The organism is Dolichospermum sp. UHCC 0352, from assembly GCF_009711925.1.
Classification (GTDB): domain Bacteria; phylum Cyanobacteriota; class Cyanobacteriia; order Cyanobacteriales; family Nostocaceae; genus Dolichospermum; species Dolichospermum lemmermannii.
On sequence record NZ_VIKY01000007.1, the window covers coordinates 44,271 to 68,365 of the forward strand.

21 protein-coding genes are annotated in these 24,095 nt (G+C 38.2%); 14 read left to right on the forward strand and 7 right to left on the reverse strand.

Annotated features, from left to right (window positions below; all coding sequences use genetic code 11):
- Positions 1–9: 9 nt before the first annotated feature.
- Positions 10–1,449 (forward strand): hypothetical protein, encoded by a 1,440-nt coding sequence (locus FJR06_RS00620; protein WP_168650323.1) that lies wholly within the window; start codon positions 10–12, stop codon positions 1,447–1,449.
- Between the two features lie 258 nt (positions 1,450–1,707).
- Here the strand turns inward: FJR06_RS00620 and FJR06_RS00625 are convergent, their stop codons facing one another.
- The 3 genes from FJR06_RS00625 to opgC all read right to left on the reverse strand — a co-directional run bounded on the left by FJR06_RS00625 (position 1,708) and on the right by opgC (position 5,729).
- Positions 1,708–3,096, reverse strand: a complete 1,389-nt coding sequence (locus tag FJR06_RS00625) for a DUF3131 domain-containing protein (RefSeq protein ID WP_168650349.1) — start codon at positions 3,094–3,096, stop codon at positions 1,708–1,710.
- Positions 3,097–3,276: 180 nt separating this feature from the next.
- A complete protein-coding gene (locus FJR06_RS00630; protein ID WP_168650325.1) occupies positions 3,277–4,578 on the reverse strand; it encodes a DUF3131 domain-containing protein in 1,302 nt (433 codons plus the stop codon).
- 2 nt (positions 4,579–4,580) lie between these two features.
- Complete coding sequence (gene opgC, locus FJR06_RS00635; protein WP_168650327.1) at positions 4,581–5,729, reverse strand: OpgC domain-containing protein; 1,149 nt, start codon at positions 5,727–5,729, stop codon at positions 4,581–4,583.
- A gap of 336 nt (positions 5,730–6,065) precedes the next feature.
- Here opgC and FJR06_RS00640 point away from each other — a divergent pair, with 336 nt between their 5' ends.
- Positions 6,066–9,836 carry a response regulator gene (locus FJR06_RS00640; RefSeq protein WP_168650329.1) on the forward strand — a complete coding sequence of 1,257 codons (3,771 nt, stop codon included), beginning with the start codon at positions 6,066–6,068 and terminating at the stop codon, positions 9,834–9,836.
- Positions 9,837–10,183: 347 nt separating this feature from the next.
- Here FJR06_RS00640 and FJR06_RS00645 read toward each other — a convergent pair whose 3' ends face one another.
- Positions 10,184–10,756, reverse strand: a complete 573-nt coding sequence (locus FJR06_RS00645) for a GNAT family N-acetyltransferase (protein ID WP_168650330.1) — start codon at positions 10,754–10,756, stop codon at positions 10,184–10,186.
- A 78-nt stretch (positions 10,757–10,834) separates the two neighbouring features.
- On the opposite strand from FJR06_RS00645, the gene bioB reads away from it, so the two are divergent.
- From bioB to FJR06_RS00690, 9 genes are all read left to right on the forward strand, one after another.
- Positions 10,835–11,836, forward strand: coding sequence for a biotin synthase BioB (bioB, locus tag FJR06_RS00650; RefSeq protein WP_371723174.1), 1,002 nt, complete (start codon positions 10,835–10,837; stop codon positions 11,834–11,836).
- 81 nt (positions 11,837–11,917) lie between these two features.
- Entirely contained in the window at positions 11,918–12,238 is a 321-nt protein-coding gene (locus tag FJR06_RS00655) for a hypothetical protein (protein ID WP_168650331.1), read from the forward strand.
- Positions 12,235–12,600 carry a hypothetical protein gene (locus FJR06_RS00660; RefSeq protein ID WP_015081515.1) on the forward strand — a complete coding sequence of 122 codons (366 nt, stop codon included), beginning with the start codon at positions 12,235–12,237 and terminating at the stop codon, positions 12,598–12,600. The genes FJR06_RS00655 and FJR06_RS00660 overlap by 4 nt, the downstream gene beginning before the upstream one ends.
- A 299-nt stretch (positions 12,601–12,899) precedes the next feature.
- Positions 12,900–13,397 carry a hypothetical protein gene (locus tag FJR06_RS00665; protein ID WP_015081514.1) on the forward strand — a complete coding sequence of 166 codons (498 nt, stop codon included), beginning with the start codon at positions 12,900–12,902 and terminating at the stop codon, positions 13,395–13,397.
- Between the two features lies 1 nt (position 13,398).
- Positions 13,399–14,487, forward strand: coding sequence for a GUN4 domain-containing protein (locus tag FJR06_RS00670; protein ID WP_168650332.1), 1,089 nt, complete (start codon positions 13,399–13,401; stop codon positions 14,485–14,487).
- A 537-nt stretch (positions 14,488–15,024) separates the two neighbouring features.
- Entirely contained in the window at positions 15,025–15,363 is a 339-nt protein-coding gene (locus tag FJR06_RS00675) for a hypothetical protein (protein WP_015081512.1), read from the forward strand.
- A 17-nt stretch (positions 15,364–15,380) separates the two neighbouring features.
- A complete protein-coding gene (locus FJR06_RS00680; protein ID WP_015081511.1) occupies positions 15,381–15,836 on the forward strand; it encodes a type II toxin-antitoxin system VapC family toxin in 456 nt (151 codons plus the stop codon).
- Between the two features lie 235 nt (positions 15,837–16,071).
- A complete protein-coding gene (locus FJR06_RS00685; protein WP_015081510.1) occupies positions 16,072–16,341 on the forward strand; it encodes a DUF2281 domain-containing protein in 270 nt (89 codons plus the stop codon).
- Positions 16,338–16,757 (forward strand): type II toxin-antitoxin system VapC family toxin, encoded by a 420-nt coding sequence (locus tag FJR06_RS00690; RefSeq protein WP_168650333.1) that lies wholly within the window; start codon positions 16,338–16,340, stop codon positions 16,755–16,757. The genes FJR06_RS00685 and FJR06_RS00690 overlap by 4 nt, the downstream gene beginning before the upstream one ends.
- A gap of 162 nt (positions 16,758–16,919) precedes the next feature.
- Here the strand turns inward: FJR06_RS00690 and petL are convergent, their stop codons facing one another.
- Positions 16,920–17,012, reverse strand: coding sequence for a cytochrome b6-f complex subunit PetL (gene petL, locus FJR06_RS00695; RefSeq protein ID WP_035081422.1), 93 nt, complete (start codon positions 17,010–17,012; stop codon positions 16,920–16,922).
- Between the two features lie 130 nt (positions 17,013–17,142).
- On the opposite strand from petL, the gene aroB reads away from it, so the two are divergent.
- Positions 17,143–18,255 (forward strand): 3-dehydroquinate synthase, encoded by a 1,113-nt coding sequence (gene aroB, locus FJR06_RS00700; RefSeq protein WP_168650334.1) that lies wholly within the window; start codon positions 17,143–17,145, stop codon positions 18,253–18,255.
- 59 nt (positions 18,256–18,314) lie between these two features.
- Here aroB and FJR06_RS00705 read toward each other — a convergent pair whose 3' ends face one another.
- Entirely contained in the window at positions 18,315–18,680 is a 366-nt protein-coding gene (locus FJR06_RS00705) for a hypothetical protein (RefSeq protein ID WP_015081507.1), read from the reverse strand.
- A gap of 269 nt (positions 18,681–18,949) precedes the next feature.
- On the opposite strand from FJR06_RS00705, the gene glsA reads away from it, so the two are divergent.
- Complete coding sequence (gene glsA / locus FJR06_RS00710) at positions 18,950–19,864, forward strand: glutaminase A (protein ID WP_168650335.1); 915 nt, start codon at positions 18,950–18,952, stop codon at positions 19,862–19,864.
- Here glsA and FJR06_RS00715 read toward each other — a convergent pair whose 3' ends face one another.
- Entirely contained in the window at positions 19,865–21,253 is a 1,389-nt protein-coding gene (locus tag FJR06_RS00715) for a hypothetical protein (RefSeq protein ID WP_168650336.1), read from the reverse strand.
- Between the two features lie 531 nt (positions 21,254–21,784).
- Between FJR06_RS00715 and psaA the strand changes: the two genes are divergently transcribed.
- The gene (psaA, locus tag FJR06_RS00720) at positions 21,785–24,043 is read left to right on the forward strand and encodes a photosystem I core protein PsaA (protein WP_015081503.1); all 2,259 of its coding nucleotides are present in this window, start codon (positions 21,785–21,787) and stop codon (positions 24,041–24,043) included.
- The last annotated feature ends 52 nt before the right edge of the window (positions 24,044–24,095 follow it).

The following is a 24,095-nucleotide window of genomic DNA, read 5'->3' on the forward strand; positions in this document are numbered from 1 at the left end:
TTTTGTAAAATGTTACTCTCACTGGACTTACGACAACGAATACTATATTTATTTTTTCCACTAAGTATCATCACTAGTTTCGGGATTAAGTCTGTATCTGCTGATCCTATCCAACCAGATGAAAATTGGGGTTCAGTCTCACTTTTGATAGAACCCGTCCCTGTGGTTGATAATTTACCAGATTCACGCCAAAATAACGAAGATATTACAGAAACAGATTCCTCTCTTTTTTTCCCACTAGATGAAAACTCGAACTCATTTCCAGAATTAACCGCACAAATTACAAATTTTGGTATTTTAGAAAACTTAAACATAGTTTTTGACAGCAGCTTTCCTCCTCAGAATTTGCAGTCAATACCAGTATTAATTGCTGCACCTGAAAACTTTAATCCTCAGCTAAGGTTAACTTCCCAACGAGTATCTCCTCCGCAAGCACAACCAAATTCTACAGTACAACCAACTTCACAACCAACTTCTACAGCACAACCAACTTCACAACCAAATTCTACAGTACAACCAACTTCACAACCAACTTCTACTACACCTGTGCGGCCAGCATTTATTTTGGAAAGTATCCAAACAGGGTTTCGTAGGGACATGAATAGTTCCCAGCAGGAGAGCCAAACTATTGAACCAGTGTTTCAATTTCGGTTATTCAATGGAGAGAAAATTAAATTAAAAACTGCCTTTAATAAGTTGAGTCAACCGAAATTTGCATCTCTTACTAATATTCCCCTTCAGTTGGGATGGGAAGGCAAAACAGGTAAATATGCTATAAAATTAGGAGCAGGAATTGATCTATTTAATCGCTTACCAATGGCTCTCAATTTCAATGCTCAGATAGATAGACCAATTGCTGTTAAACTCAATCCAGATTATAGCATCAAGTCAGGTTTATTTTTATCAGCAGTCGTAGAACAAGGTCTTTATAAAACTAGTGTGAAAACACTGGAAAATCAAATTACAGCTACACGCTCTGGCTTCAATACTTTTTGGCAAATTGACCCTAATACTAGCTTTTTTGGCTCTTATCGTGTGGGTTTATATAATGATGGTAATTTTGAACAACAGATTTTTAATCGCTTGGAACATAAGTGGGGTGAATTTTGGTTTGCTGGTAATGTTTTTGCTTGGAAGTATGCAAGTGACAATCAAGAGAGTAGTGGCTATTTTTCTCCAGTATCTTCTCTAGTTTATAACGGTGAAATCGGATGGGGAAAAAACATTTTTCCTTTTTTAAATTGTCGCTTAAATACCACCTTGGGAAGACAAAGAGTTAACGGTGATAAAAGTGGAGGTACTGGCTATCAAACTCGCTGTACAGTCAAAATATCACCAAATATAGGCTTAGACTTAGGTTATAGTTTAGGTAAGTCTCACAATCTCATGACTGGGGAAAGTCTGTACAATAATCAGATATTAACAGGCCAATTACAGATAAAATTTTGACCTGTTTTTTGACTGATCATTCAATATTTCAAAAGTAGAGTAAACAGTAAAACTCATGTTTTTAAACATGAGATTGAAATAATGACACTGTTTTTTTCGTGCTACGCATCTTTTAAAAACATCTTTTTTTTGACTGAGCTTTAAACTGGTGCAAATGAGTGTTTCTTATCTGTTCCCTGTTCCCTGTTCCCTTTTTTTGTAAAAGCAGGGAAATTGAAATCATAATCGAATTTCACAGCATCAAAATAACCTTTTCCTTTACTCTTTTATTCCAGCCCAAACAGTGAGAGGTTTACCAACTTTTTTATACAGCAAACTTTCTAAAATTACACCATTATTATTGGCAGTAAGAGCTTTATTTGGCTGATTTAAAGTTTCATAAAACCCGTTATACCAACCTTGATCAGATTTGAGTTGAGTTTGCACAAAATTAAATAATTTGCCTGTGTAATCAGTATTATACAAGACGTGCCAACCTACTGCGGCCTTAGCGCTGAGAAAACGTAGATCATTATATTTTCCCCCTGTTGCTGTGATAGTTGCCCAAGGTTGTCCATTCACAAATAAACTACTATAAACAAAGTAAGGAGCGCGATCTAAATTATCTTCCGTGACAGCAGTTAAAAATTTAGTTCTTTGATAACGAGCTTCTTGTGCAGCTAAAATTCGGTCTGAAAATGCTTTAGGTAAAGCTTGAAATCCGGTTTCAATGCCATCTAAAATATAAGGCTCACTGAGAACATAATTATTTGCACCTGAATTTTGATAATCCCGTCGATCATAAGGAACACCCTGTCCATAAAGATCCACAAAGTCTGTATTAGATGTGTAATCTAAAGCTTTTTTAACATCTAAACCCCAGAGTTTTAATCCATAAGCTGCGTAATTTTCATAACCTAAACGCCCTTCTTGGTTATACTGTTCTTCACCAGCAATAACAGAAGTACCGTACATTTGCCCGTTTTTGACTAAGCGCTTGATTTGCCAATGTTTCCAAACGGCTTCTGTTTGCGATCGCATTTTGGGATATTTTGTACCAACAATATTCAGCCATATAGCTAAACGTCCTAAATCCAAAGCAGACCAACCAATTTCTTCTCGTTTATCTAATTGACCATAATTTACAGGTATCAATGTTTTTGAATTATAGACTTTATTCGGTAATTCTCCTTTATACAAAGGCATAGACGCTAGAGTTTTTAACATCTGACTCATTTTGCTCTCAAACTCTTCTACGGTAATGATATTAAGTTCTTTAGCACTGACCAAAGCAGCCATAGCAGCGGCTTGGTCCCACATAGTAACAGAGGTAAAATTATTTACAGAATTAACTAAACCAGTTTGATCGTTCCAATTACGTTGGAAGTATAACCAAGCTTGACGCGCCATTGCAGTTTCCTCTGTAGTTAATGTCCCACTTCCGGGCGCAATATAGGGTCTTTTGGCGGTTGTCAATTCGGTAGCGGCAATGGGTTTACCTGCGACAATTGTTAATTTAGTATTCAGCTTGCTAATATTATCAGTATTTATAGTTAAATTCTTTGACAAAGAATTGAAACCTGTAATTGCAATTACAGCGGTTATAACTCCGCCAAAGGTAGCGAGAAAAGATAGTTTTTTTGATGGTGGCTCAAAATCAGAATTCATCATGGAATTGGTAATTGGTAATTGGTAATATAATTGAGGGTTTTTTCTTGTCTAGTTTTTTAAGTCAGGACTTACGCAAAATATCTTTCCCTAAGCCCCCATTCCTGTTCTCTATGTCTAGAGTGGTTAGTATATTCCGTGACTCATGCGTAAGTCCCATACAGGATAGATAGGAGATGATTAGGGTTCTTTAGCCCAAACCGTCAAGGGTTTGCCCACACGACGATATAGTATTGCTTCTAACACTATACCGTTAGTATTCACAGTTAAGGCTCGATTTGGTTCTTGAGTTTCCTCATAAAAACCTGCAAAAACGCCACGACTTGGATCAGCGAGCCAGCGCATACCCTTATAAAGTCTTTCTGTATAGCGAGTTTGAAACAGCATATTCCAGCCTATTGCGGCTTTAACACTACTACCCCGATAAACAAAAGCATCTTTACCAGATGAGTCTATACTTTTCCAAGGTTGACCATTGACAAAAATACAATTGTAGACAAACCAAGGCTCCCGATCTAAATTATCCTCAGACCAGGCTGTGAGTTGATTGGTAGCTTGATAGCGACGTTGTTGAGCTTGGAGTAACTTGGCTGCATATTCCGCAGGTAAAGCCTGAAAACCACTTTCCAACCCATCCAAAATATAGGGTTCACTAGTGACATAATTATGATAGGTTGTGCGTTTATCCGCTGGTACTTCCACACCCATGACATTGACAAACTGAGTTTCGGCTTTGGTATCGAGTGCTTTGGGGGCTACAATCCCAATTTTTTGTAATCTATAGGCTGCATATTGTTCATAACCTAGCCGTCCTTCTTGGTTCCAGGTTTCCTTACCATTTTTAATCCCTGTCCCCATTAGCTGTCCATTCTCTACTAACCGCTTTAACTGCCAACGAGCCGTGACGGCTTTACTAGCCGCAGCGTGTTTAGGGTATCGAGTTTCGATGATATCTAGCCATTGCACTAGTCGTGCTAAATCAATGGCCGAAAACCCAATTTCTTCGGGTTTTTCCAACTTTCCGTAGTTAACCGGGATTAAAGTTTTCGCGTTATAGGCTTTGTTTGGTAACTCATTCCGGTACAAAGGTATTTTGGCTAGGGTGGCCAATACTTCCTCTATCCATTTATCAAATTCTGCTGCCTTGAGTAAGCCTAATTCCCGTGCTGCCACCATACCAGCTAACTGACTACCCACGTCCCACATTGTTGTACTGGGAAAGTCCGCAGCAGAAGAAACTAAACCCGTGGATAAACGATTTTTCTCGAAATAGCGCCAAGCTGTACGGGCTAATTGTATATCTTCTGCATTCAGCCGATTTTGACCAACGGAAGTCACTGGAATTGGGAGAATGGTAGTCTCACGCCATTGTATTCCTTTATGCACTCCAAAGCCAACTAAAGCGATCGCCGCAGCGACAATAGTTTGTTTTAATAAACTAGGTTGGATCGGAGTAGGATTGATAGTTGTATCTTGTGTCATGGTTAGCGGGGGATAATATTAAACAACACTTCTTTTTTCACCAGCCACCAGAAGCAGCCCACAGCTACAGCCTGAGCGATAGTAGTGACTATGGGATTACCATCAACTAAAGCCGGAATTAAAAACCAAATTACTGTGACTGGAACGTGAACAATATAGACGTACAAGGAGTTTTGACCCAAACTAATCAACAGTTTCCCCAGAATTTTATTTAACGGTTGCCAAAATGTATCCACAATGATGTACAGCAAAGGGAAAAAACCGATGTGATTAATTAAACGCAAAAAACCCACCCGACTGCGGTCTGTCCATGCTAACCAAGCAACTCTATCTGAGAATTTGGCTGGCCAAACACCAAGCTGAATATCATAATGTGCGGTTGTAATTGAGCCAATGACGATTAATACCAAGCCTATAACTAGGGGGATTTTCGGGATTTTTCCCCATAATTCTTGTAGTTTTTGACGATAATAACCTGCTAATACGCCATGCACATATAAAATTTGCCAACCAGCTAAGGCAAAGTAAGGATGTTCTCTGTCTAAAGGATGGAAACTCAAAGCATAAGGATGTAATTGTTGGATACTCCAAAATGTCCAGGAAATAGCCAAAACAGGCAACCAAAAGCCTTTCCTTAACATCCAGAAAATGGCTGGGGAAAACAGCAACAGCAATACATACAGTTGTAAAATGTCAATGACAGGTGGTGCTAAATGGAATGTAGCTGCCGCTAGTAATATTTGCCACCAAGTCCCAGGCGCGAAATCAAAAGCCGGACGGGTCCAACCGGGGGCAATTATACTTAATAAACCCAGGACAGACATTAAAATGAAACTGGTGAGATAAAGTTTTCCAGAACGCTCTAACAGTTTTTTCATGGCTTCGGAAAAGCCAACTTTATTGATACGTCCTAATGTCACCATTCCTAATACCAGTCCAGAGAGAAATACAAAGCCTTCGGCTGCACTGGCGTAAATATGTCCCCTGTTGATAGCACTGAAATAAGAAGAACTTTCTAAATGATTGAATACCATGGAAACAATGGCAATGCCCCGGAGAAAATCAATCCTTAGATCTCGGTTTCCGTAGAGCGTGGGATCATAGCGCCAGGATATAGGAGGATTGTTTTTTGTAATTGTATTGTTATGCACAGGATATGGTTACTTTCGGTTATTTAACTACTTGGTTCTAGAACAGGAACTAACTAAATATTTTTTCGTAGGTTTTCAACTCTTCTCTGTAATGGAGTACGCATCGAATGAGAATTACTGATAAGATAATACCCTAAAGCCAGAAATAAAGTCTAAAAATCCTGAATTTTCTGATCTGCTTGCAGCAGCGCTTCCCTATCAGTAGGTAAGTGGCAAATAAGTAAAATACCATATCATTGAATTTACTTATGTATGATTACATATTTTGGTGTTTTTACGTCTACATACTCAAGATAGCCAAAATCACAATACTTTTCACTAGGGGTAAATTTAAATATGAAAGCATTATTACGCAATGACGAAGCCGGAAGAATTGAAGCACTTTTACAATACAGAATTCTTGATACTCAGTCCGAACAGGAGTTTGATGATATTACCCGTTTAGCTTCTTTTATTTGTGGAACTCCCATGGCCGTAATGACCTTAGTTGATACGGACCGCCAATGGTTTAAATCTAAAGTTGGACTAGAAGCATCAGAAACACCCCGTAGTATTGGTTTTTGCAATCATGCTATCCAGCAAGCAGATCCCATGATCATTCCCGATGCTACTTTAGATCCAAGATTTGTGGATAACCCTTTGGTGACATCAGATCCCAATATCCGTTTTTATGCGGGCATACCCCTAATTAATGATGAAGGTTATGGCTTGGGAGCGCTTTGTGTTCTTGATGACATACCAAGACAACTCGCATCACAACAGATAGAGGCATTAAATATTTTAGGTCGCCAAGTCATGAAACAATTAGAATGGCGACGTAATTTAGATAGTTTGCTCCTCTCAACGGTATTAGATACAGTTAATGCTTTAGTGATAGTTCTTAACCCAGAAGGGGAAATTATTGGATTTAATCGAGCTTGTGAAGAAACCACGGGTTATTCTTACAATGAAGTTAGAAATCAATGCTTTTGGAGCGTATTTACAGAACCGAAACGCCGTCGAACGGTGCGATCTATTTTTGAAAAAATTAAATCAAGTAAAGGGTTAAAAGAATATGAAAACTATTGGCGAATAAAAGACGGAAATCTGCGGCTAATTAATTGGTCAAATAGAACGGTTTTAAATGAAAATGGTGAAATTGAATTTATTGTTTGTACCGGCATAGATATCACTGAACGCAAACAAGCTGAAGAGTCTCTAAAACAGCAATTAGCAGCAGTAGAAGCGGCGAGTGATGGCATTAGTATTGTTGATAAACAGGGTAATTATCTTTATCTAAATAGCTCTTATGTGAATATATTTGGCTATAGTGATGCCACGGAATTGCTAGGAAAAAAATGGCAAGAAGTTTATGAACAAGAGCAGATTAAATTGTTTGAAAAAAAGATATTTCCTGAACTAATGAAACAAGGTTACTGGCATGGAGAAACAATTGCTCAGAGAAAAGATAGCAGTGACTTTGCCGCAGAAATGTCTCTGACAAAGTTGAAAGATGGCGGATTCATTTGTGTAGGCCGTGATATCAGTAAACGCAAAGAAGCCGAGGAAGAACTAAAATACTTCAACTTGCGATCGCAATTATTAGCTGATATTACTTTAAAAATCCGCGATTCTTTGCAGATAGATGATATTTTGCAAACTAGTGTTACAGAAGTACAAAAACTGTTGAAAACTGACCGTGTAGTGATTCTAGAGTTGTTGGCCGATGGCTCTTTAACAGCGCGGAAAGAAGCATTAATTCCTGGTATTCCAGTTGTTATGGGGGCAAATATTGTTGAACCCTGTTTGACAAAAAATTACATCGAGAAATATACTCAAGGATGGATTGGTGTAATTAATGATATTGAAAAAGCTAACATTCAGCCTTGTCATATCGAACTATTACAAAAGTTTAATGTCAAAGCTAACCTGGTTGTTCCTATTTTTCTCAAAGATGAATTTTGGGGTTTACTAATTGCTCATCATTGTACCCAACCCCGTCAATGGACTAACTGGGAAATAGAATTTCTCAAATCTTTATCTGATCAAATAGGTATTGCTTTAGCTCAAGCTAAATTACTGCAAGCGGAAATTCTACAAAGACGAGAACTGGAAATTGCTCGTCGTCAAGCTGAGTTAGCATCTCTATCCAAAAGTAGTTTTTTAGCGAATATGAGTCATGAAATTCGTACTCCCATGAATGGCATTTTGGGCATGACTGGTTTATTATTAGAAACTCCCCTCAACCCAGAACAAAGAGATTTTTTAGAAATAGTTCGTGTGAGTGGTGATGCTCTTTTATCTCTGATTAACGAGATTTTAGACTTATCCAAACTTGAAGCTGGAGAAATGATCATCGAAAGCATAGATTTCGATCTTTGCAATTGTCTGGAAGAAGTGCTAGATTTATTAGCTCCTCAAGCACATCAAAAAGGACTAGAAATTGCCACACTGGTAGAACAGAATGTCTATAAATATCTGAGGGGAGATGTGGGACGCTTACGACAAATTATCATGAATCTGATTGGTAATGCTATGAAATTTACCAAAGAAGGAGAGGTATTATTAGAAGTAGAATTGAAGTCAGAAACTCAGGATCTAGTCATTCTCAATTTTACTGTTATAGATACAGGAATTGGTATTAGTCTTCAAGATCAAAACAAACTTTTTCAAGCATTTAGCCAAGTTGATGCTTCTATTACCCGTCAATATGGTGGCACAGGTTTGGGATTAGCAATTTGTCAACAATTAGTAAGTTTAATGGGAGGAAAAATTGGCGTAAAAAGTCAACTGGGTAAAGGATCTCAATTTTGGTTTGAGCTACCTTTTATGAAGCAAATCCAGCCTTCTTCTCGGATTTTGGAGCTTGATATATTGACTAATAAGCGGTTGTTAGTAATAGATGACAATGGCACTAACCGGAGAATTATTTATCATCAAGCTACTCATTGGGGAATGTGGGTGGATGAAGCTGCTTGTGCAAATACTGGTCTTGCAGCTTTACAAAAGGCTGCTGCCGAAAATCACCCCTATGATATTGTTCTAATTGATATGCAAATGCCTGCGATAGATGGTCTAACGCTGGGATCACAAATTAAGGCTAATTCTGCTATTAGCAATATTCCTTTAGTTCTATTGACTTCTAGTAATCAAAAGGATGAATGGAAAAAAGCAATCAACATAGGATTTATTAGTTATTTAGTTAAACCAATAAAACCTTCTCGTTTGCTAGATACTATCATGGATATTTTAGGAAGCCAACCAAAATTAGATAATTTCCAATCTTCTAAAATTGAGCAACCTTCTATAATTGTGTTGGATCAAAAAATACCTGATTCTACAAAATCAAAGTTAAAATTGCTCGTAGCCGAAGATAATCCAGTTAATCAAAAAGTTATCCTCAAGCAACTCCACAGTTTAGGCTATAAAGCTGATATCGTCGCCAATGGCCAAGAAGTTTTGGAAATGTTGGATAACATTGCCTATGATTTGATTTTGATGGACTGTCAAATGCCAATTCTCGATGGTTTAAAAACTACAAAAGTAATTCGTTCTCGGCAAATAAATTCATTTGTTAATCACCGACAACCTATAGTTATTGCTATTACTGCTAATGCCATGAAGGAGGATCAACAGAATTGTTTAGATGCTGGTATGGATGACTATTTTAGCAAACCAATTACTAAGGATAAATTAGCAACATTATTAGAGCTTTGGAGTTCGAGAATTATAGCGGGACGAGTAGTGACTATTCCTGAACCTGAGTCAGTAGTTTTAATTACAAATAATCCGTTAACAGATTTACCAATTGATTGGGAACATCTACATCAAATCTCAGAAAATGATCCAGAATTTGAGTTAGAAATATTAAAAGTTTTTGTGGAAGATAGCCTGTTTCATGTAGAGGCAATTAAAGCCGCAATTGCCGTTAATGACTTTCCTCAACTGGCCAGAGAAGCTCATCATCTTAAAGGTTCTAGTGGTAATTTTGGCGCTACAGCCATGCAGAAAATTGCAGAAGAACTAAAACAACTCAGTCGCAAACAGAGTTTTGTTGGTGCTGATGAATTGGTACTAGAATTAGTTGATTTTATAAACAAGATTCAAGCTTTTTTAACTAAGTCCTGAAAAAGTTTTTTCGTTCTCTTACAAGGTTATGAGGTCAGGGGTAACTTACAGCATTTTCCGCTCTGATGAGGTACAAATTTGAATCATGAAAATCTTGTGGTGCGGGTATCTTGCCCGCTAGATATGTACCTCATAACACCGGGAAGTTCTGTATATCCGATATTCCGCACTTCATAATGTAGTATAAGCCTTTTTAAGAATACCCTTAATAAAACTTAAAATATTTGATAAAATATGTATGGTTAAAATAGCCCCGCGATTATTTATATTGACATAATTTATTTTTCCATAATTATCTTCAGATCCCCGACTTTTTGGAGAAGTTGGGGATCTGGTGTATTATAATATTATAAATCTGATCGCCAGTGGGGATTTGTTAAACTTGTAAAAATATGATCTTCCCATTTACCATTAATCATTAAATAATCTCTAGCATATCCTTCAACTACAAAACCAGCCCTTTTAAGAACATTACCACTGCGGCGATTATGGGGCATATAATTAGCCATAATGCGGTGCAGATTTAATTCTTGAAAAACATACTTAGTGGAAATAGACAAGGCTTCTGTCATGTAACCATAACCTTGTGCTGATTCTGCTAAACTGTATCCTAATTGACAAAATTGAGCAGCACTATAGACAAAGTTGCTAAAATTAGCTGTTCCCATAACTTTTCTAGGCTGGTGTTTCCGATAAATAAATAGTTTTAATGAATAGTTGTTCACAAATTCCCAGAAACTCGTTTCTACTTGATACTCCCAATAATCGTCAGTGAAAAAATTTTCATCCCATTGAGGATAAAATGGCGTAAGATATTCTTTATTTTCCGTAAAATATTTGAGTATGTAGGGAATATCCTCCATCACTGCCATTCTTAATATTAGGCGATCGCTTGTCAGAATTGGTGGCTCTGATGTCATATCCTCAAATTTAAATATTTTGTATCAGCTATACTAATTTGAACATTAAACCAAAAGACTGCAAAAAGGATAATTACGGTGGGAATACGCTACAATTGGCAAACAACAGAGATATTGACAATATATAATACACCATTTCTAGAGCTAATTTATCAAGCTGCTACAGTGCATCGTCAATATCATCAACCGCAACAAATACAAGTTTGTAAGCTTATCTCTATTAAAACCGGTGCTTGTCCAGAAGATTGCGGTTACTGCGCTCAATCTTCCCGTTACAAAACCGAGGTAAAACCCGAAGCACTGTTAGAAAAAGAAACGGTGATAAATATTGCCAAAACAGCTAAAGAAAGCGGTGTAAGTCGCGTTTGTATGGGTGCTGCTTGGCGAGAAGTTCGGGACAATTCCCAATTTGAAGAAGTCCTGGATATGGTCAAGGACGTAACGGGTATGGGTTTAGAGGTATGCTGTACCTTGGGAATGTTGACAGAAAACCAAGCCAAGCGGTTAGAGGATGCGGGATTATATGCTTATAACCATAATCTCGACACCTCAGAGGAATACTACAGCACTGTAATTACAACTCGAACTTATAGCGATCGCCTAAATACAATTGCCAATGTTCGCCAAACTAATGTTACCGTATGTTCGGGCGGTATTCTCGGTTTAGGGGAAAATGTTAGCGATAGAGTCGGAATGTTACATACTCTCTCAAATTTACAACCTCACCCCGAATCTGTACCCATCAATATTCTTTCCCAAGTTCCCGGTACACCTTTAGAAAATCAACCTGATGTCCCCATTTGGGATGTAGTGCGGATGATTGCGACTGCTAGAATTATTATGCCTAAATCTGACGTGCGTTTGAGTGCAGGTAGGGCGAGACTTTCCCAAGTAGAACAAGCTTTATGCTTCATGGCTGGTGCAAATTCCATCTTCTCCAGCGATGATAATAAAATGTTGACAGTGACTACTCCCTGTCCTGATTATGACGCAGATAAAGAAATGTTGAACTTGCTAGGTTTGGAAATGCGTCCACCATTCCAAAAGCAAGAAAAAACACCTAATGCAGTGATGATATAACAATTGAAAATTACCTCTCCCTGACTGGGAGAGGACTCGAATATGCTAGAATTTAGGGTGAACTTTAAGCAGGTGATGAAGATGACACAATCCACACCCCAAAGAGTTGTCCGTCGTGGTCGAGTATTTCCAGAAATTCAGTGGACTGATGAACAAAAAGCTCAAGATAGAGCTAGAAGACAGGCATTTTCTGAGCGTTGTTGGGTAATTTTTGAGCGTTTAAAACCAGAAATATTAGATAAATATTATGGTTGGTATATTGCTATTGAACCTGATAGCGGTGATTATTTTATTGATCAGGATAAAGAAGTAGCCAGTAAAATGGCCAGAGAAAAGTATCCTCATGTTATTCATCATATTTATGGCATTAATGAAACGGGAGTTAGTGGCAGCATAAGATAGAGGGCAGATTTGGAGAAAATGGACAAGTTTATTTTGAAATTGATTTAATTGGTGGGGATAATTTCAGTTTTCCTGTAGAAACAATGTTAGATACAGGATTTACTGAATTTTTAGCCATGAATAAACAAGATGTACAAAGTCTTGATTGGCCTTTTTTAAGACAAAATAAATTAAGAACTGCTCAAGGAGAAACTGATTTTGATGTTTATCATGGTAGGGTAATTATAGATGGTCAAGAGTGGGAAATTCCTGTATTTGCTGGAGATGAAATACAGGAAATTTTACTGGGTTCTCGATGGTTGAAGTTGTTTGTTTTAGTCGCTAATTATGGTGAAGATAGGGTCAGTTTAGAATTGATTTAATTAAACAATTTCTTATTAATAATAAAGTGGGTTGCGGGTTGTATCTAGAACGAAATAGCCCTGGGTGGTAATTGCCAGAATATTTGGTCTTTATTCCAAATTTTAGGGCTAGGATGCCTAAAAAGACAATATAATTAGATTTAGGGACTTCCAAGAAATAAATTATCCTGATTAACGAACCACAGAGGCGCAGAGGACACAGAGGAATAAGGGTTTGAGAGATTTTTGTGTTAGGTGGTTGAGTATTTTTTATTTGGAAGTCCCTTAACAAATTACTGATTTTATTAACGTTGCTTTTTATGCCCAAGCATGATCCCGCAAAATTAAAAAAAGTATCTATTAGTCTTCCCTTTGGTATAGGTTCTGCGGAATGGGAAGCTGACACAACGGAACGAAAAGCCGCTTGGTCGTTATATGTGGAACTGGTAACGCGTATTGCTGTCCAGTCTTTAGAAGTTGACCAGGGGTTAGTGCGGGAAGCCTTGAACTCTCTGTATAGTTTATTCGGAACTACCCGTGAAGTTCTCAAAGCTGCTGGACCTGATGTAGGTGCTTCTAAAAACTCAGTCGGGGGTATTGCTATTGCGGTGCTGAATAATGGGTTAAGACCATTTTTGGCTAAATGGCATCCTGTGTTACAGGCTTGGGAAGCAAGACGACCTCTGGGGGTGAGTCCCAAGGAACATGAGGTGAGTTGGTCAGAAGAATCAAAGTTGCGAAGTGAGTTGGCTGCTTTACGAGATGGTTTGGAACAGTATGCAAAGGCGTTGGCGACTATTGCAGGTGTGGAGGAATAAAATGGAAAAATATGATGTTTTTATTTGCCACAATAGCCAAGACAAGCCAGAGGTAGGAAAAATTAAAAGCAGTTTGCAAAGTCAAGGAATCAAAACGTTTTATGATGAGGATAACTTAATAGCATTTAAAAAATGGAAAAAACAACTCCAAGATCATATTAGTGAAGTTAAAGCTTTCCTTGTCTTTATTAGTAATAATGGTACAGGACCAATACAACACGAAGAAATTGATTTCTTTTTAAAAGAAGTTTTACCGAAAAAGCCTGAGATTAAAACAGGCTTAGTTATCCTCCCCAATACAGAAGCAGGAATAATAAGTACCGTAAAAAATACTTTTCCAAAATTGCTAGACAATCACTATTGTGATTTTCGTAAAGAAGAAACTAACCCAATGAACAAACTGATTTGGGGTATTACTGGAATATATCCAGAGTCACAGTCTATAATAACTCAGCCTAAATCACTCACCAAAACTCCTCAACAACCACCTCATGCAGATAGTATTAGCTTAGAAGGCATAGACTATAGAGAACTCACTGAACTATTATCAGAAAGTAAATGGGAAGATGCTTGGGAAAATGCTAATTATCTGACTTATAAACTTATGCTCAATGCTGTAGGTAAAACTCAGGGGGATCAATTGACCAAGGAAGACGTAAAAGATTTTCCATGCACAGACCTCTACAAAATTGACAAATTGTGGGTAGAACATAGCAATGGTAAATTTGGATTCAGCATCCAAAAAGAAATTTATTTAAGCGTTGGTGGCAAGCCTGATGGTATATTCAATCAAAGTATCTGGAGAAAGTTCAGCGATCTTGTTGGATGGGTAGGAAAAGATGCAAATGGCTGCAACTTTTTTTATGACTCCGAGGAAGAATTTACTTTTGATATTTCAGCACATAAGGGTCATCTTCCTGTGTTAATTGAAGATTATCAGGAAATTATTATAGATATCTTCGCTCGTATTGAAGCTTGTCCTCAATTTAATAAAGACCCTTTAAAGCTTCTCAACTCACATCTTGGTTTTCAGCCAGACACTTCAGCAATTAAGGCTGTAGAGATTATTAACTCACTGCCTAATATTTAGTTACCCATATTAGTTCAAAATTGCTCGAAAGTTTTGATTTAAAGTAAAAATCCAAACAACTCCTAGAAATTGCTAAAATAGGAGTAGAAAAAGCCATTGAAACCGATGAAGCAACAGCTACAGATTGGATAAATCAGCAATTGGCAATATTAGGAATTGATATCAAAAGCATCATCAGTTAATTTCCTGCTGTATAATATTTATATATATTTTCCCTGAACAATTTAACAGCTTACTATCACGGCAGATTTTGTCATAATATAAAGATAGGATTCCCATGACTAATTAGGGGCTGCTGAATAAACCTAGAACTGAGATATATCAAGAGTTTGAAGGTAAAAAAGGTGAATCAGGTGCAAGGAATAAGGGTTGAAATCAGCAAAAACCTATCACTTGACCAGATTCAATACTATTCTTCTCTTCTTCTAATTCTTCCTCCTGACTCCTGACTCCTGACTCCTGACTCCTAGCCCTCACAGACAACTTTTTCAGCACCCCCTAATTACGCTTTATCAACATTATGAGGAATAAATAATTATGTCTCAATCCGATTTAATCAATAAACCAGAATTAAGTAACACTACCAAAGAAAATCATCTCATAGAAATTTTACGAGAAATTCAAGCAACACCTAAAGAATACTGGCCGAATTTACTACAAATGATGCGAGTATTTCGAGAAAGTGTTACTTTTAAACCTGAGATTTTTCACCATTCTCACCTAGAAATAGACGCACAACAACAAATTTTAAATCAACAACATCAATTACTCAAAGAATTAACCAAAGAGTGGTTAGAAGAAGGAGAACAAGAAGAACAAACGGAAACTTGGGAATATTTGCGGCAAAAACAAGAAATTGATGATAATCCTTTTTAAGATTAAGCTGAATTTATATGAATAAATTGATTTTCCTCGATACAAATATTTTAGGAATGGTAACAAATCCTAAAAGTTCTAATTCTAATTGTCAGGAGTGTAAAGAATGGTTAGATGAATTACCCTTAAAAAGTTATCAAATAATTTTACCAGAAATTGCTGATTATGAAGTAAGACGAGAACTGTTAAGAGCGGGAAAAACAAAAGGAATTAAACGTTTAGATCAACTCAAGCAAGCGATTACTTACTTGCCTATTACTACTGCTACCATGCTTTTAGCAGCACAATTTTGGGCAGAAATTAGAAACACAGGAAAACCAACTGCTGATCCTAAATCTCTTGATGGTGATGTTATTTTAGCAGCACAAGCAAAAATAGAAGAATTAAATGGAGATCAAGTAATTGTTGCTACTACCAATGTTAAACATTTATCCTTATTTGTAGATGCTCGTGAATGGCAAATGATTAATTAAAAAGATTTCTCTCATTTCTGGAAAGTTTTGATTTAAAACAAAAATCCAAACAACTTCTAGAAATTGCTAAAATAGGAGTAGAAAAAGCCATTGAAACCGATGAAGCAACAGCTACAGATTGGATAAATCAACAATTTGCAATATTAGGAATTGATATCAACAATGGAGGAGAAAATAAAAATTAATGCTGATGTCATTTACAATAGAATTATAGCCTAGTAGTAGAGGTGAAACAATGACCATTGAACAAGCAGTTTTAGAAAATCTGCGAGAGTTACCAACCGATAAACAACAAGAAGTTTTAGATTTTATTCAATTTCTCAAACATAAACTGTCACAAATAAAAGAACAAGTACAGGAAAAACCATTACAGAATAAAGGAGATAGCTTTTGGGAAGGGGTTTTAAGGTTTCGAGAAACAATTGAAAGAGAAGGAATTGAATTTACAGATGAAGATTTTGCAGATCTTAGAGATCGTAGTCCAGGACGCGAGATTGATTTATGACAGTTCGCTTTTTACTAGACTCTAATATTATCTCAGAACCGAGTCGGCCAATTCCCAATACTCAGGTTTTAGATCAATTAAATCGCTATCGTTCAGAAGTAGCAGTAGCAAGTCTTGTTGTTCATGAAATCCTTTATGGCTGTTGGCGTTTACCAGCATCTAAACGCAAGGATTCTTTATGGAAGTACATTCAAGATTCTGTGTTAGATTTGCCTGTGTTTGATTATGATCTCAAAGCTGCAAAATGGCACGCACAGGAAAGAGCTAGATTATCGAAAATTGGTAAAACACCTGCTTTTATTGATGGACAAATTGCGAGTATTGCGTTCTGCAATGACTTGATTTTAGTAACAAACAATATGGCAGATTTTCAGGATTTTGAGGATCTGATAATTGAGAATTGGTTTATTAAATGAGGGGCTAACTGTAGAAAAAGTTGCTCGGATACTTGAGTTAGAGATTGAAGTGGTGAAAACTTGCAATCAAACAGCAAAGTAGTAAATAGACATTTGATCATCTGATTGAAACCGATACCTAAACCCACATAAAGTGGGTTTAATTAGCGTCTAATTCTAGGATTAGAGGATCTTAGCTCCGCGTAGACCGAATAACAAGCCTACAGCTACGCCCATAAACACGCCTAAAAAGACAATATATTCAACTACAGCCATTTGTTTTGCTCCAGATTAGTTACTTATTTCTATTCAATCATCAATAATTATGAAAGGGAACAGGGAATGGAAAAGAGGTTGTCAACTTGGGGTAAAATACCCAGACGAGTGATTATATTAGGGTTAGGGAATGAGTTCTGTAATTAAAGTAGATATACCAGAAAAATCCTATGATATTACCATTGCACCTGGGAGTTTAGATCAACTAGGTGAACAAATGGCAAGTTTGAAACTAGGTAAAAAAGTATTGCTAGTTTCCAACCCCATGATATTTAAATATTATGGCGAAAGAGCGATCGCATCCTTGCAAAATGCCGGTTTTGAAGTTGTCAGCTACAACCTCCCCCCCGGTGAACGCTATAAAACCCTCAACTCCATTCAAAAACTCTACGACATCGCCCTGGAAAATCGCCTAGAACGCTCCTCAACAATGGTTGCCTTGGGAGGAGGGGTAATTGGTGATATGACAGGCTTTGCTGCCGCTACATGGCTCAGAGGCATCAATGTCGTGCAAGTTCCTACCAGTCTCTTAGCAATGGTAGATTCAGCTATTGGTGGCAAAACCGGCGTAAATCATCCCCACGGTAAAAACTTGATTGGTGCATTTCATCAACCCAGTCTAGTTTTAATTGACCCAGAAGTCTTAAAAACCCTTCCAGCACGGGAATTTCGAGCAGGAATGGCAGAGGTGATCAAATACGGGATCATTTGGGACACCGAACTGTTTACTCAACTAACAGCAAGCAAACACCTTGATCAACTCCGCTATGTAAAATCCGACCTGATAAACAGCATATTAACTCATTCCTGTCAAGCAAAGGCAGATGTTGTCGGCAAAGATGAAAAAGAATCTGGAATCAGAGCAATTTTAAATTATGGTCATACTATCGGTCATGCAGTAGAAAGCCTCACCGAATACCGTTTATTCAAACATGGTGAAGCTGTCGGTATTGGTATGGTAGCAGCGGGAGACATTGCTGTAAAATTGGGACTTTGGCAACAAGCAGACGCAGAACGTCAAAACGCCTTAATTAAAAAAGCAGGTTTACCCACCCAAATACCCGCAGATTTAGATATTGAAGCTCTTATTGATGCTTTGCAATTGGACAAAAAAGTTAAATCTGGTAAAGTCCGCTTTGTATTACCAACCCAAATTGGTGCAGTCAAAGTTACCGACGAAGTACCAACGGAAATAATTCGAGAAGTATTATTAGGGAATAGGAGTCAGGAGTCAGGAGTTTAGAAAGAAGAAAGAAGAAGAAGAAAATTCTTCCCCCGCTTCCTGCTGTTTGCCCTTTCCTTCTATACTGGTAAAGGCGCTGAACCATTCAATTGCCGAGCAGCATTGATACAAACAGGGCAATCACAGCCAAATAGCTTGATAGCTAAATCACTTTCAGCATCAGAAAATTCTAGTTCTTTGGGATTATTTGTATCTACTTGTGCTATTTGCATGGGTTCTTTTGCAACAGCAGGAGAAGTATTACTTACCTGTATACATACCTTTTTCGGAGTTGCAGAATGGGGAGACATGACGCAAGATAGATGAGTCCCAGTAGCGTCAATTGTTTGACTAGCATGAGCAGGTCTAGCCATCATCACCATAGATAACATGGATGTGAACAATACGGGGCTAGAAATTAAAGTTAAAATAAATCTTTTGTTCATGTACTGTTAAAAACCTTGTTATTAGGGAAATAAACCAATTTATCTTTTCCGACAACTTGGTTGTTAATCAGTCTATCTTACCTAAGAACAGGGAACAGGGAACAGGGAACAGGGAACATTTATCTTTTTATTGCCTTTTACCAATTACCCGTAATTGCTAATATCACGTAAATTTTCGGCTTTTTATTTAAAATTAGTTACATGAAAGGTTAGAGTAAATACTCATTAAGATATAATCCAGATTATGTTTTAATTTGAGGTTTCGGCTTGTGCTAGGAATAAAAAGCATTAATATACATAATTTATCTAGCTGGGTAGAACAATCAAAAACCCAAGCAGCACAGGGAAAAGTTATTGAACGCATTCCTCAATTAGCTATTGTTAATCCTAACCGTTTTGCTGTTCATATAAGTTGCGAACCAGGAGAAAATTACAGTTTAGGAGATACAGCTTGTGTATTTCCATTTATGAGTGTGATAAAGCCATTTTCTCTACTATACCTGCTCGAATATTACGGAGTAAAACAGGTTTTGCAATGGGTTGGGGTTAAATCCTCGGACGCGCCTTTTAATTCTTTAGTGCAATTAATAGCAGATAATGGATATCCTCGCAACCCCATGATTAATAGTGGTGCTATTACTCTCGCTGATAAGTTGCCAGGAAAAGATGGAAATGAATGCACACAATTGTTTTGTGAATGGTTAAATAAATTAGCAGATACTCAATTATATATAGATGCAAATATTCTAGCTTCAGTCCGTGCTAGTCGTTCTCAGATAAATATAGATATTACTAACTATCTCTACGAAGCTGGACATTTAAATAATATTGAATTATCTCTTGATGTTTATGAGCAAATATGTTGTATATCTGGGACAGTGGAAGATTTAGCGAAGTTAGGAAAAGTATTAGCTTGCAAAAGCGAGGTGATCAAAAATCAATACCGTCAAATTGTGAATGCGGTGATGTTAACTTGCGGTTTATATGAAGCTTCCGCTGAGTATGCTGTGAAAATTGGTTTACCAATAAAATCAGGTATTGGTGGTGGACTTGTGGCCATCATACCAAATCAGGGAGCGATCGCCAGCTACAGTCCTGCTTTAGACATTGTAGGTAATCCTGTAGCTGGTTTGGCACTAATGGAAACTTTATCTCAAAGTTTGCAACTGAGTATTTTTAGTTAATTACTCTTGAAATTGAGATTTAGGATTTTCCATTGTCTGGGTAGGTAAATTTGATTCCTCTGTTTCCGTGACTTTTGCTTCTGCTGCTACTGGGGGAGACGCAACGGGAGTTGATTTAACTTCAGGAATTTTAACTTCGGGAACTGGTTGTTTCTCTACTTTCGTTGCTGGAGTTGGTGTAAATTCAGGAACTTTAACTTCAGGAATTGGCTGTTTCTCTACTTTCGTTGCTGGAGTTGGTGTAACTTCAGGAACTTTAACTTCAGGAACTTTAACTTCAGGAATTGGCTGTTTCTCTACTTTCGTTGCTGGAGTTGGTGTAACTTCAGGAACTTTAACTTCAGGAACTTTAACTTCAGGAATTGGCTGTTTCTCTACTTTCGTTGCTGGAGTTGGTGTAGCCTCAGTAGCTGGAATTTTAGCAGTATAAGTTGGGTCTACAATGCCACGGACTTCATCTGCTGTCAATTCCCCTCTGACAATTTTGGATAAAGTATCTTGACCATTGGGTTGATAATTAATTAATCTGATACTGGTATTAAAGGCATTTTTCACAGGTTGTCCTTGATTATCGAGGAATTCCAGTTTTACCCAAGTTTTACCAGGTTTAAACCCTTTGAGATAAATAGGTTGCCAACGATCAAGAATAAAGCTTTCACCATTAACTGTACTCCGAATGCGCCAATTGCTCATTGTATCTTCAGGATTAGTTTCAGCGAGACTATGCAATGGTGCATTAGTTAGGTAAAAATCCAGCATAATGGGTTCTGCACCATAACCACCATTGGGACGACTATAAGTAAGTAACGGTAATTTAGAATCTGGGTTGTTTTCCTCGGTTTTCGTCAAGACGTGAAATGTGGTTTGAGTATAAGCACCTTCATTTTTAAAACTTTCATGCCACGGACGAGAAGCAAAAACGCGAAGAGTATGCGTACCAGGGGATAAGTCTGACAATACCACCGGCTGATTTACATCGTAAACAGCTATATAGGGCTGATTGTCTAAAATTAGGTGCAAATGAGGTCCAAGTTGCCATTGAGGGTCTTTAAATATCGGTAAGTCCTTAACTTGTAACTTTACTTTAACTATATTGTCTTGAAGAATTTCATCTACCTGGGGACTGAGGATGCTGACTTGGGGTTGATAACCCTCCAAACTGGGACGCAATGCTTGGATAACATTTGGTGGTGCGGTTTCGGAAAATGTCCCAGAAATTTCTGAAGCTGGGGACGCTTTCATGAAGGGATTGATAGATATTTCCTGACTATTTGCTGCTTCAGCGCAACTACTCAAATTTACAACTAGCACTAATGTGACAACCCATTTAATAATTGGGAATCTATTTGAGAAAAGTAACTCAAAAAATTTTCTGCACCCAGTGTTCATGTTTTTATTCCTTAATAGTTTTTAACAATTGACGCAATCATTGTGGCGCAAATTATGACTCATGGACTATGGATTAAGAGCATAAATCTATGACCAAAGTTATAAATCTACTTACTTTTCTTTGATTAAAATACCAAATAAGTGATTTTTTTGACTTAATCCCGGGAAAATAATTTGCTTATAGACCGCTAATTTTGGGTAAAAGTAGCTAAACAGCAAGGGTTTAAGCCGATTTCCGTATAAATCATCAGTTTTGCAAATTGTTGTTCTTTGTAAATTAAATGAAGAGTCTATTGACATTTGAACAATGTATAGGAACTGGTAACGTAAATTAGACCATAAACTTGGCTATGTTTAATTATTGTTAACAGGTCTATAACAATGTGCAAGTTCTGACTCTATAATTCAACAGAAACAACTTTTCTTTTCCACACGGCAACCGCATCGCTGGACAAGAGCAATCTGAAAACAGCGACTGTGTTATTCTAGGTGGTATTCATGATTCCCAATTCCTTATAGAGAGGAGGTCGAATGACGATTAGTCCTCCGGAGCGAGAGGAAAAAAAAGCAAGAGTGATCGTTGACAATGATCCGGTTCCTACCTCATTTGAAAAATGGGCAAAGCCAGGACATTTCGACAGATCCTTATCGAGAGGCCCAAAAACCACAACCTGGATTTGGGATCTCCATGCCCTCGCCCATGATTTTGATACACATACAAGCGATTTAGAAGACATCTCCCGCAAGATATTCGCCGCTCACTTCGGACATTTGGCTGTAGTAACAATCTGGTTGAGCGGGATGTTGTTCCACGGTGCTAAGTTCTCTAACTACGAAGCTTGGCTGGCTGACCCGTTAGGCATTAAGCCTAGCGCTCAAACTGTTTGGTCTATTGTTGGTCAAGACATTTTAAATGGTGATATGGGCGGCGGTTTCCGCGGCATTCAAATCACATCTGGCTTGTTCCAAGTATGGCGTGGCTGGGGTATCACTAGCTCCTTCCAGCTATATGTAACTGCAATTGGCGGCTTGGTATTAGCAGGCTTGTTCTTATTTGCTGGCTGGTTCCACTACCACAAACGCGCTCCTAAATTGGAATGGTTCCAAAATGTGGAGTCAATGCTGAATCATCACTTATCAGTGTTGTTAGGCTGTGGTTCTTTAGGATGGGCTGGTCACTTAATTCACGTTTCTGCACCAATCAACAATCTGTTAGATGCAGGTGTAGCAGCTAAGGACATTCCATTGCCTCATGAATTGCTGTTTAATACAGCAAAAATGGCAGAACTATATCCTGGTTTCGCTAGTGGTTTAACACCTTTCTTCACCTTAAATTGGGGCGCTTACGCGGATATCCTCACATTTAAGGGCGGTTTAAACCCAGTTACAGGCGGCTTGTGGATGACTGATATTTCTCATCACCACCTAGCGATCGCTGTACTGTTCATCGTTGCTGGTCATATGTACCGTACCAACTGGGGTATCGGTCACAACATCAAAGATATTCTAGAAGCTCATAAAGGTCCTTTCACTGGCGAAGGTCACAAAGGTCTTTACGAAAACCTCACCACTTCTTGGCACGCTCAATTAGCTACTAACCTAGCTTTCTTGGGTTCCTTGACAATCATCATCGCCCATCATATGTACGCGATGCCTCCCTATCCTTACTTGGCAACTGATTACGCAACACAATTGTGTATCTTCACTCACCATATTTGGATCGGTGGTTTCTTGATTGTTGGTGGCGCTGCTCACGCAGCCATCTTCATGGTGCGGGATTACGATCCTGTTGTTAATCAAAACAACGTATTGGATCGCGTGATTCGTCACCGTGACGCTATCATTTCTCACCTCAATTGGGTATCTATATTCTTAGGCTTCCATAGCTTTGGTTTATACATTCACAATGACACCATGCGTGCCTTGGGTCGTCCCCAGGATATGTTCTCAGACAGTGCAATTCAATTGCAACCAGTATTTGCTCAATGGGTGCAAAACCTGCACACATTAGCTCCCGGCAACACAGCACCTAACGCTCTTCAAGTAGTTAGTCATGCTTTTGGTGGCGGATTGGTAGCTGTAGGCGGTAAGGTCGCAATGATGCCCATTGCTTTGGGTACAGCGGACTTCATGGTTCACCACATCCACGCATTCACAATTCACGTTACTGTTCTGATCTTGCTCAAAGGTGTATTGTATGCCCGCAGTTCTCGTCTGATTCCAGACAAGGCTAACTTAGGCTTCAGATTCCCTTGCGATGGTCCAGGTCGTGGCGGTACTTGCCAAGTTTCCGGTTGGGATCACATCTTCCTCGGACTCTTCTGGATGTATAACTCCTTATCAATTGTAATTTTCCACTTTAGCTGGAAGATGCAATCTGATGTCTGGGGAACAGTAGATGCAGATGGCACAGTAAATCACATTACTGGTGGCAACTTTGCAGAAAGTGCTATCACCATCAACGGTTGGTTACGTGACTTCTTGTGGGCGCAAGCTACACAAGTAATTAACTCCTACGGAACTGAGTTATCCGCTTACGGACTCATGTTCTTAGGCGCTCACTTCATTTGGGCGTTCAGCTTAATGTTCCTGTTCAGTGGTCGTGGCTACTGGCAAGAATTAATTGAGTCCATTGTTTGGGCGCACAATAAACTGAAAGTAGCCCCAACAATTCAGCCTCGCGCACTGAGCATCACTCAAGGTCGGGCTGTAGGTGTGGCTCACTACCTATTAGGAGGAATTGCTACCACTTGGGCATTCTTCCACGCACACATCCTTTCAGTAGGATAAGAATCAGTGGAATTTTGGTGAGGCAGCGCGGTCTTGGGGGTTTCCCCCATGA

Bases quoted from the DNA above. Each gene is read 5' to 3' on its own strand.
- FJR06_RS00670 (WP_168650332.1), top strand. From the start codon at position 13,399: ATGGAAAAATATGATGTTTTTATTTGCCACAATAGCCAAGACAAGCCA.
- aroB (WP_168650334.1), top strand. From the start codon at position 17,143: ATGAGTTCTGTAATTAAAGTAGATATACCAGAAAAATCCTATGATATT.
- FJR06_RS00705 (WP_015081507.1), bottom strand. From the start codon at position 18,680: ATGAACAAAAGATTTATTTTAACTTTAATTTCTAGCCCCGTATTGTTC.
- FJR06_RS00645 (WP_168650330.1), bottom strand. From the start codon at position 10,756: ATGACATCAGAGCCACCAATTCTGACAAGCGATCGCCTAATATTAAGA.
- FJR06_RS00715 (WP_168650336.1), bottom strand. From the start codon at position 21,253: ATGAACACTGGGTGCAGAAAATTTTTTGAGTTACTTTTCTCAAATAGA.
- FJR06_RS00665 (WP_015081514.1), top strand. From the start codon at position 12,900: ATGCCCAAGCATGATCCCGCAAAATTAAAAAAAGTATCTATTAGTCTT.
- FJR06_RS00680 (WP_015081511.1), top strand. From the start codon at position 15,381: ATGAATAAATTGATTTTCCTCGATACAAATATTTTAGGAATGGTAACA.
- FJR06_RS00675 (WP_015081512.1), top strand. From the start codon at position 15,025: ATGTCTCAATCCGATTTAATCAATAAACCAGAATTAAGTAACACTACC.
- FJR06_RS00625 (WP_168650349.1), bottom strand. From the start codon at position 3,096: ATGAATTCTGATTTTGAGCCACCATCAAAAAAACTATCTTTTCTCGCT.
- FJR06_RS00640 (WP_168650329.1), top strand. From the start codon at position 6,066: ATGAAAGCATTATTACGCAATGACGAAGCCGGAAGAATTGAAGCACTT.
- FJR06_RS00620 (WP_168650323.1), top strand. From the start codon at position 10: ATGTTACTCTCACTGGACTTACGACAACGAATACTATATTTATTTTTT.
- petL (WP_035081422.1), bottom strand. From the start codon at position 17,012: ATGGCTGTAGTTGAATATATTGTCTTTTTAGGCGTGTTTATGGGCGTA.
- psaA (WP_015081503.1), top strand. From the start codon at position 21,785: ATGACGATTAGTCCTCCGGAGCGAGAGGAAAAAAAAGCAAGAGTGATC.
- FJR06_RS00655 (WP_168650331.1), top strand. From the start codon at position 11,918: ATGACACAATCCACACCCCAAAGAGTTGTCCGTCGTGGTCGAGTATTT.
- FJR06_RS00690 (WP_168650333.1), top strand. From the start codon at position 16,338: ATGACAGTTCGCTTTTTACTAGACTCTAATATTATCTCAGAACCGAGT.
- FJR06_RS00685 (WP_015081510.1), top strand. From the start codon at position 16,072: ATGACCATTGAACAAGCAGTTTTAGAAAATCTGCGAGAGTTACCAACC.
- FJR06_RS00630 (WP_168650325.1), bottom strand. From the start codon at position 4,578: ATGACACAAGATACAACTATCAATCCTACTCCGATCCAACCTAGTTTA.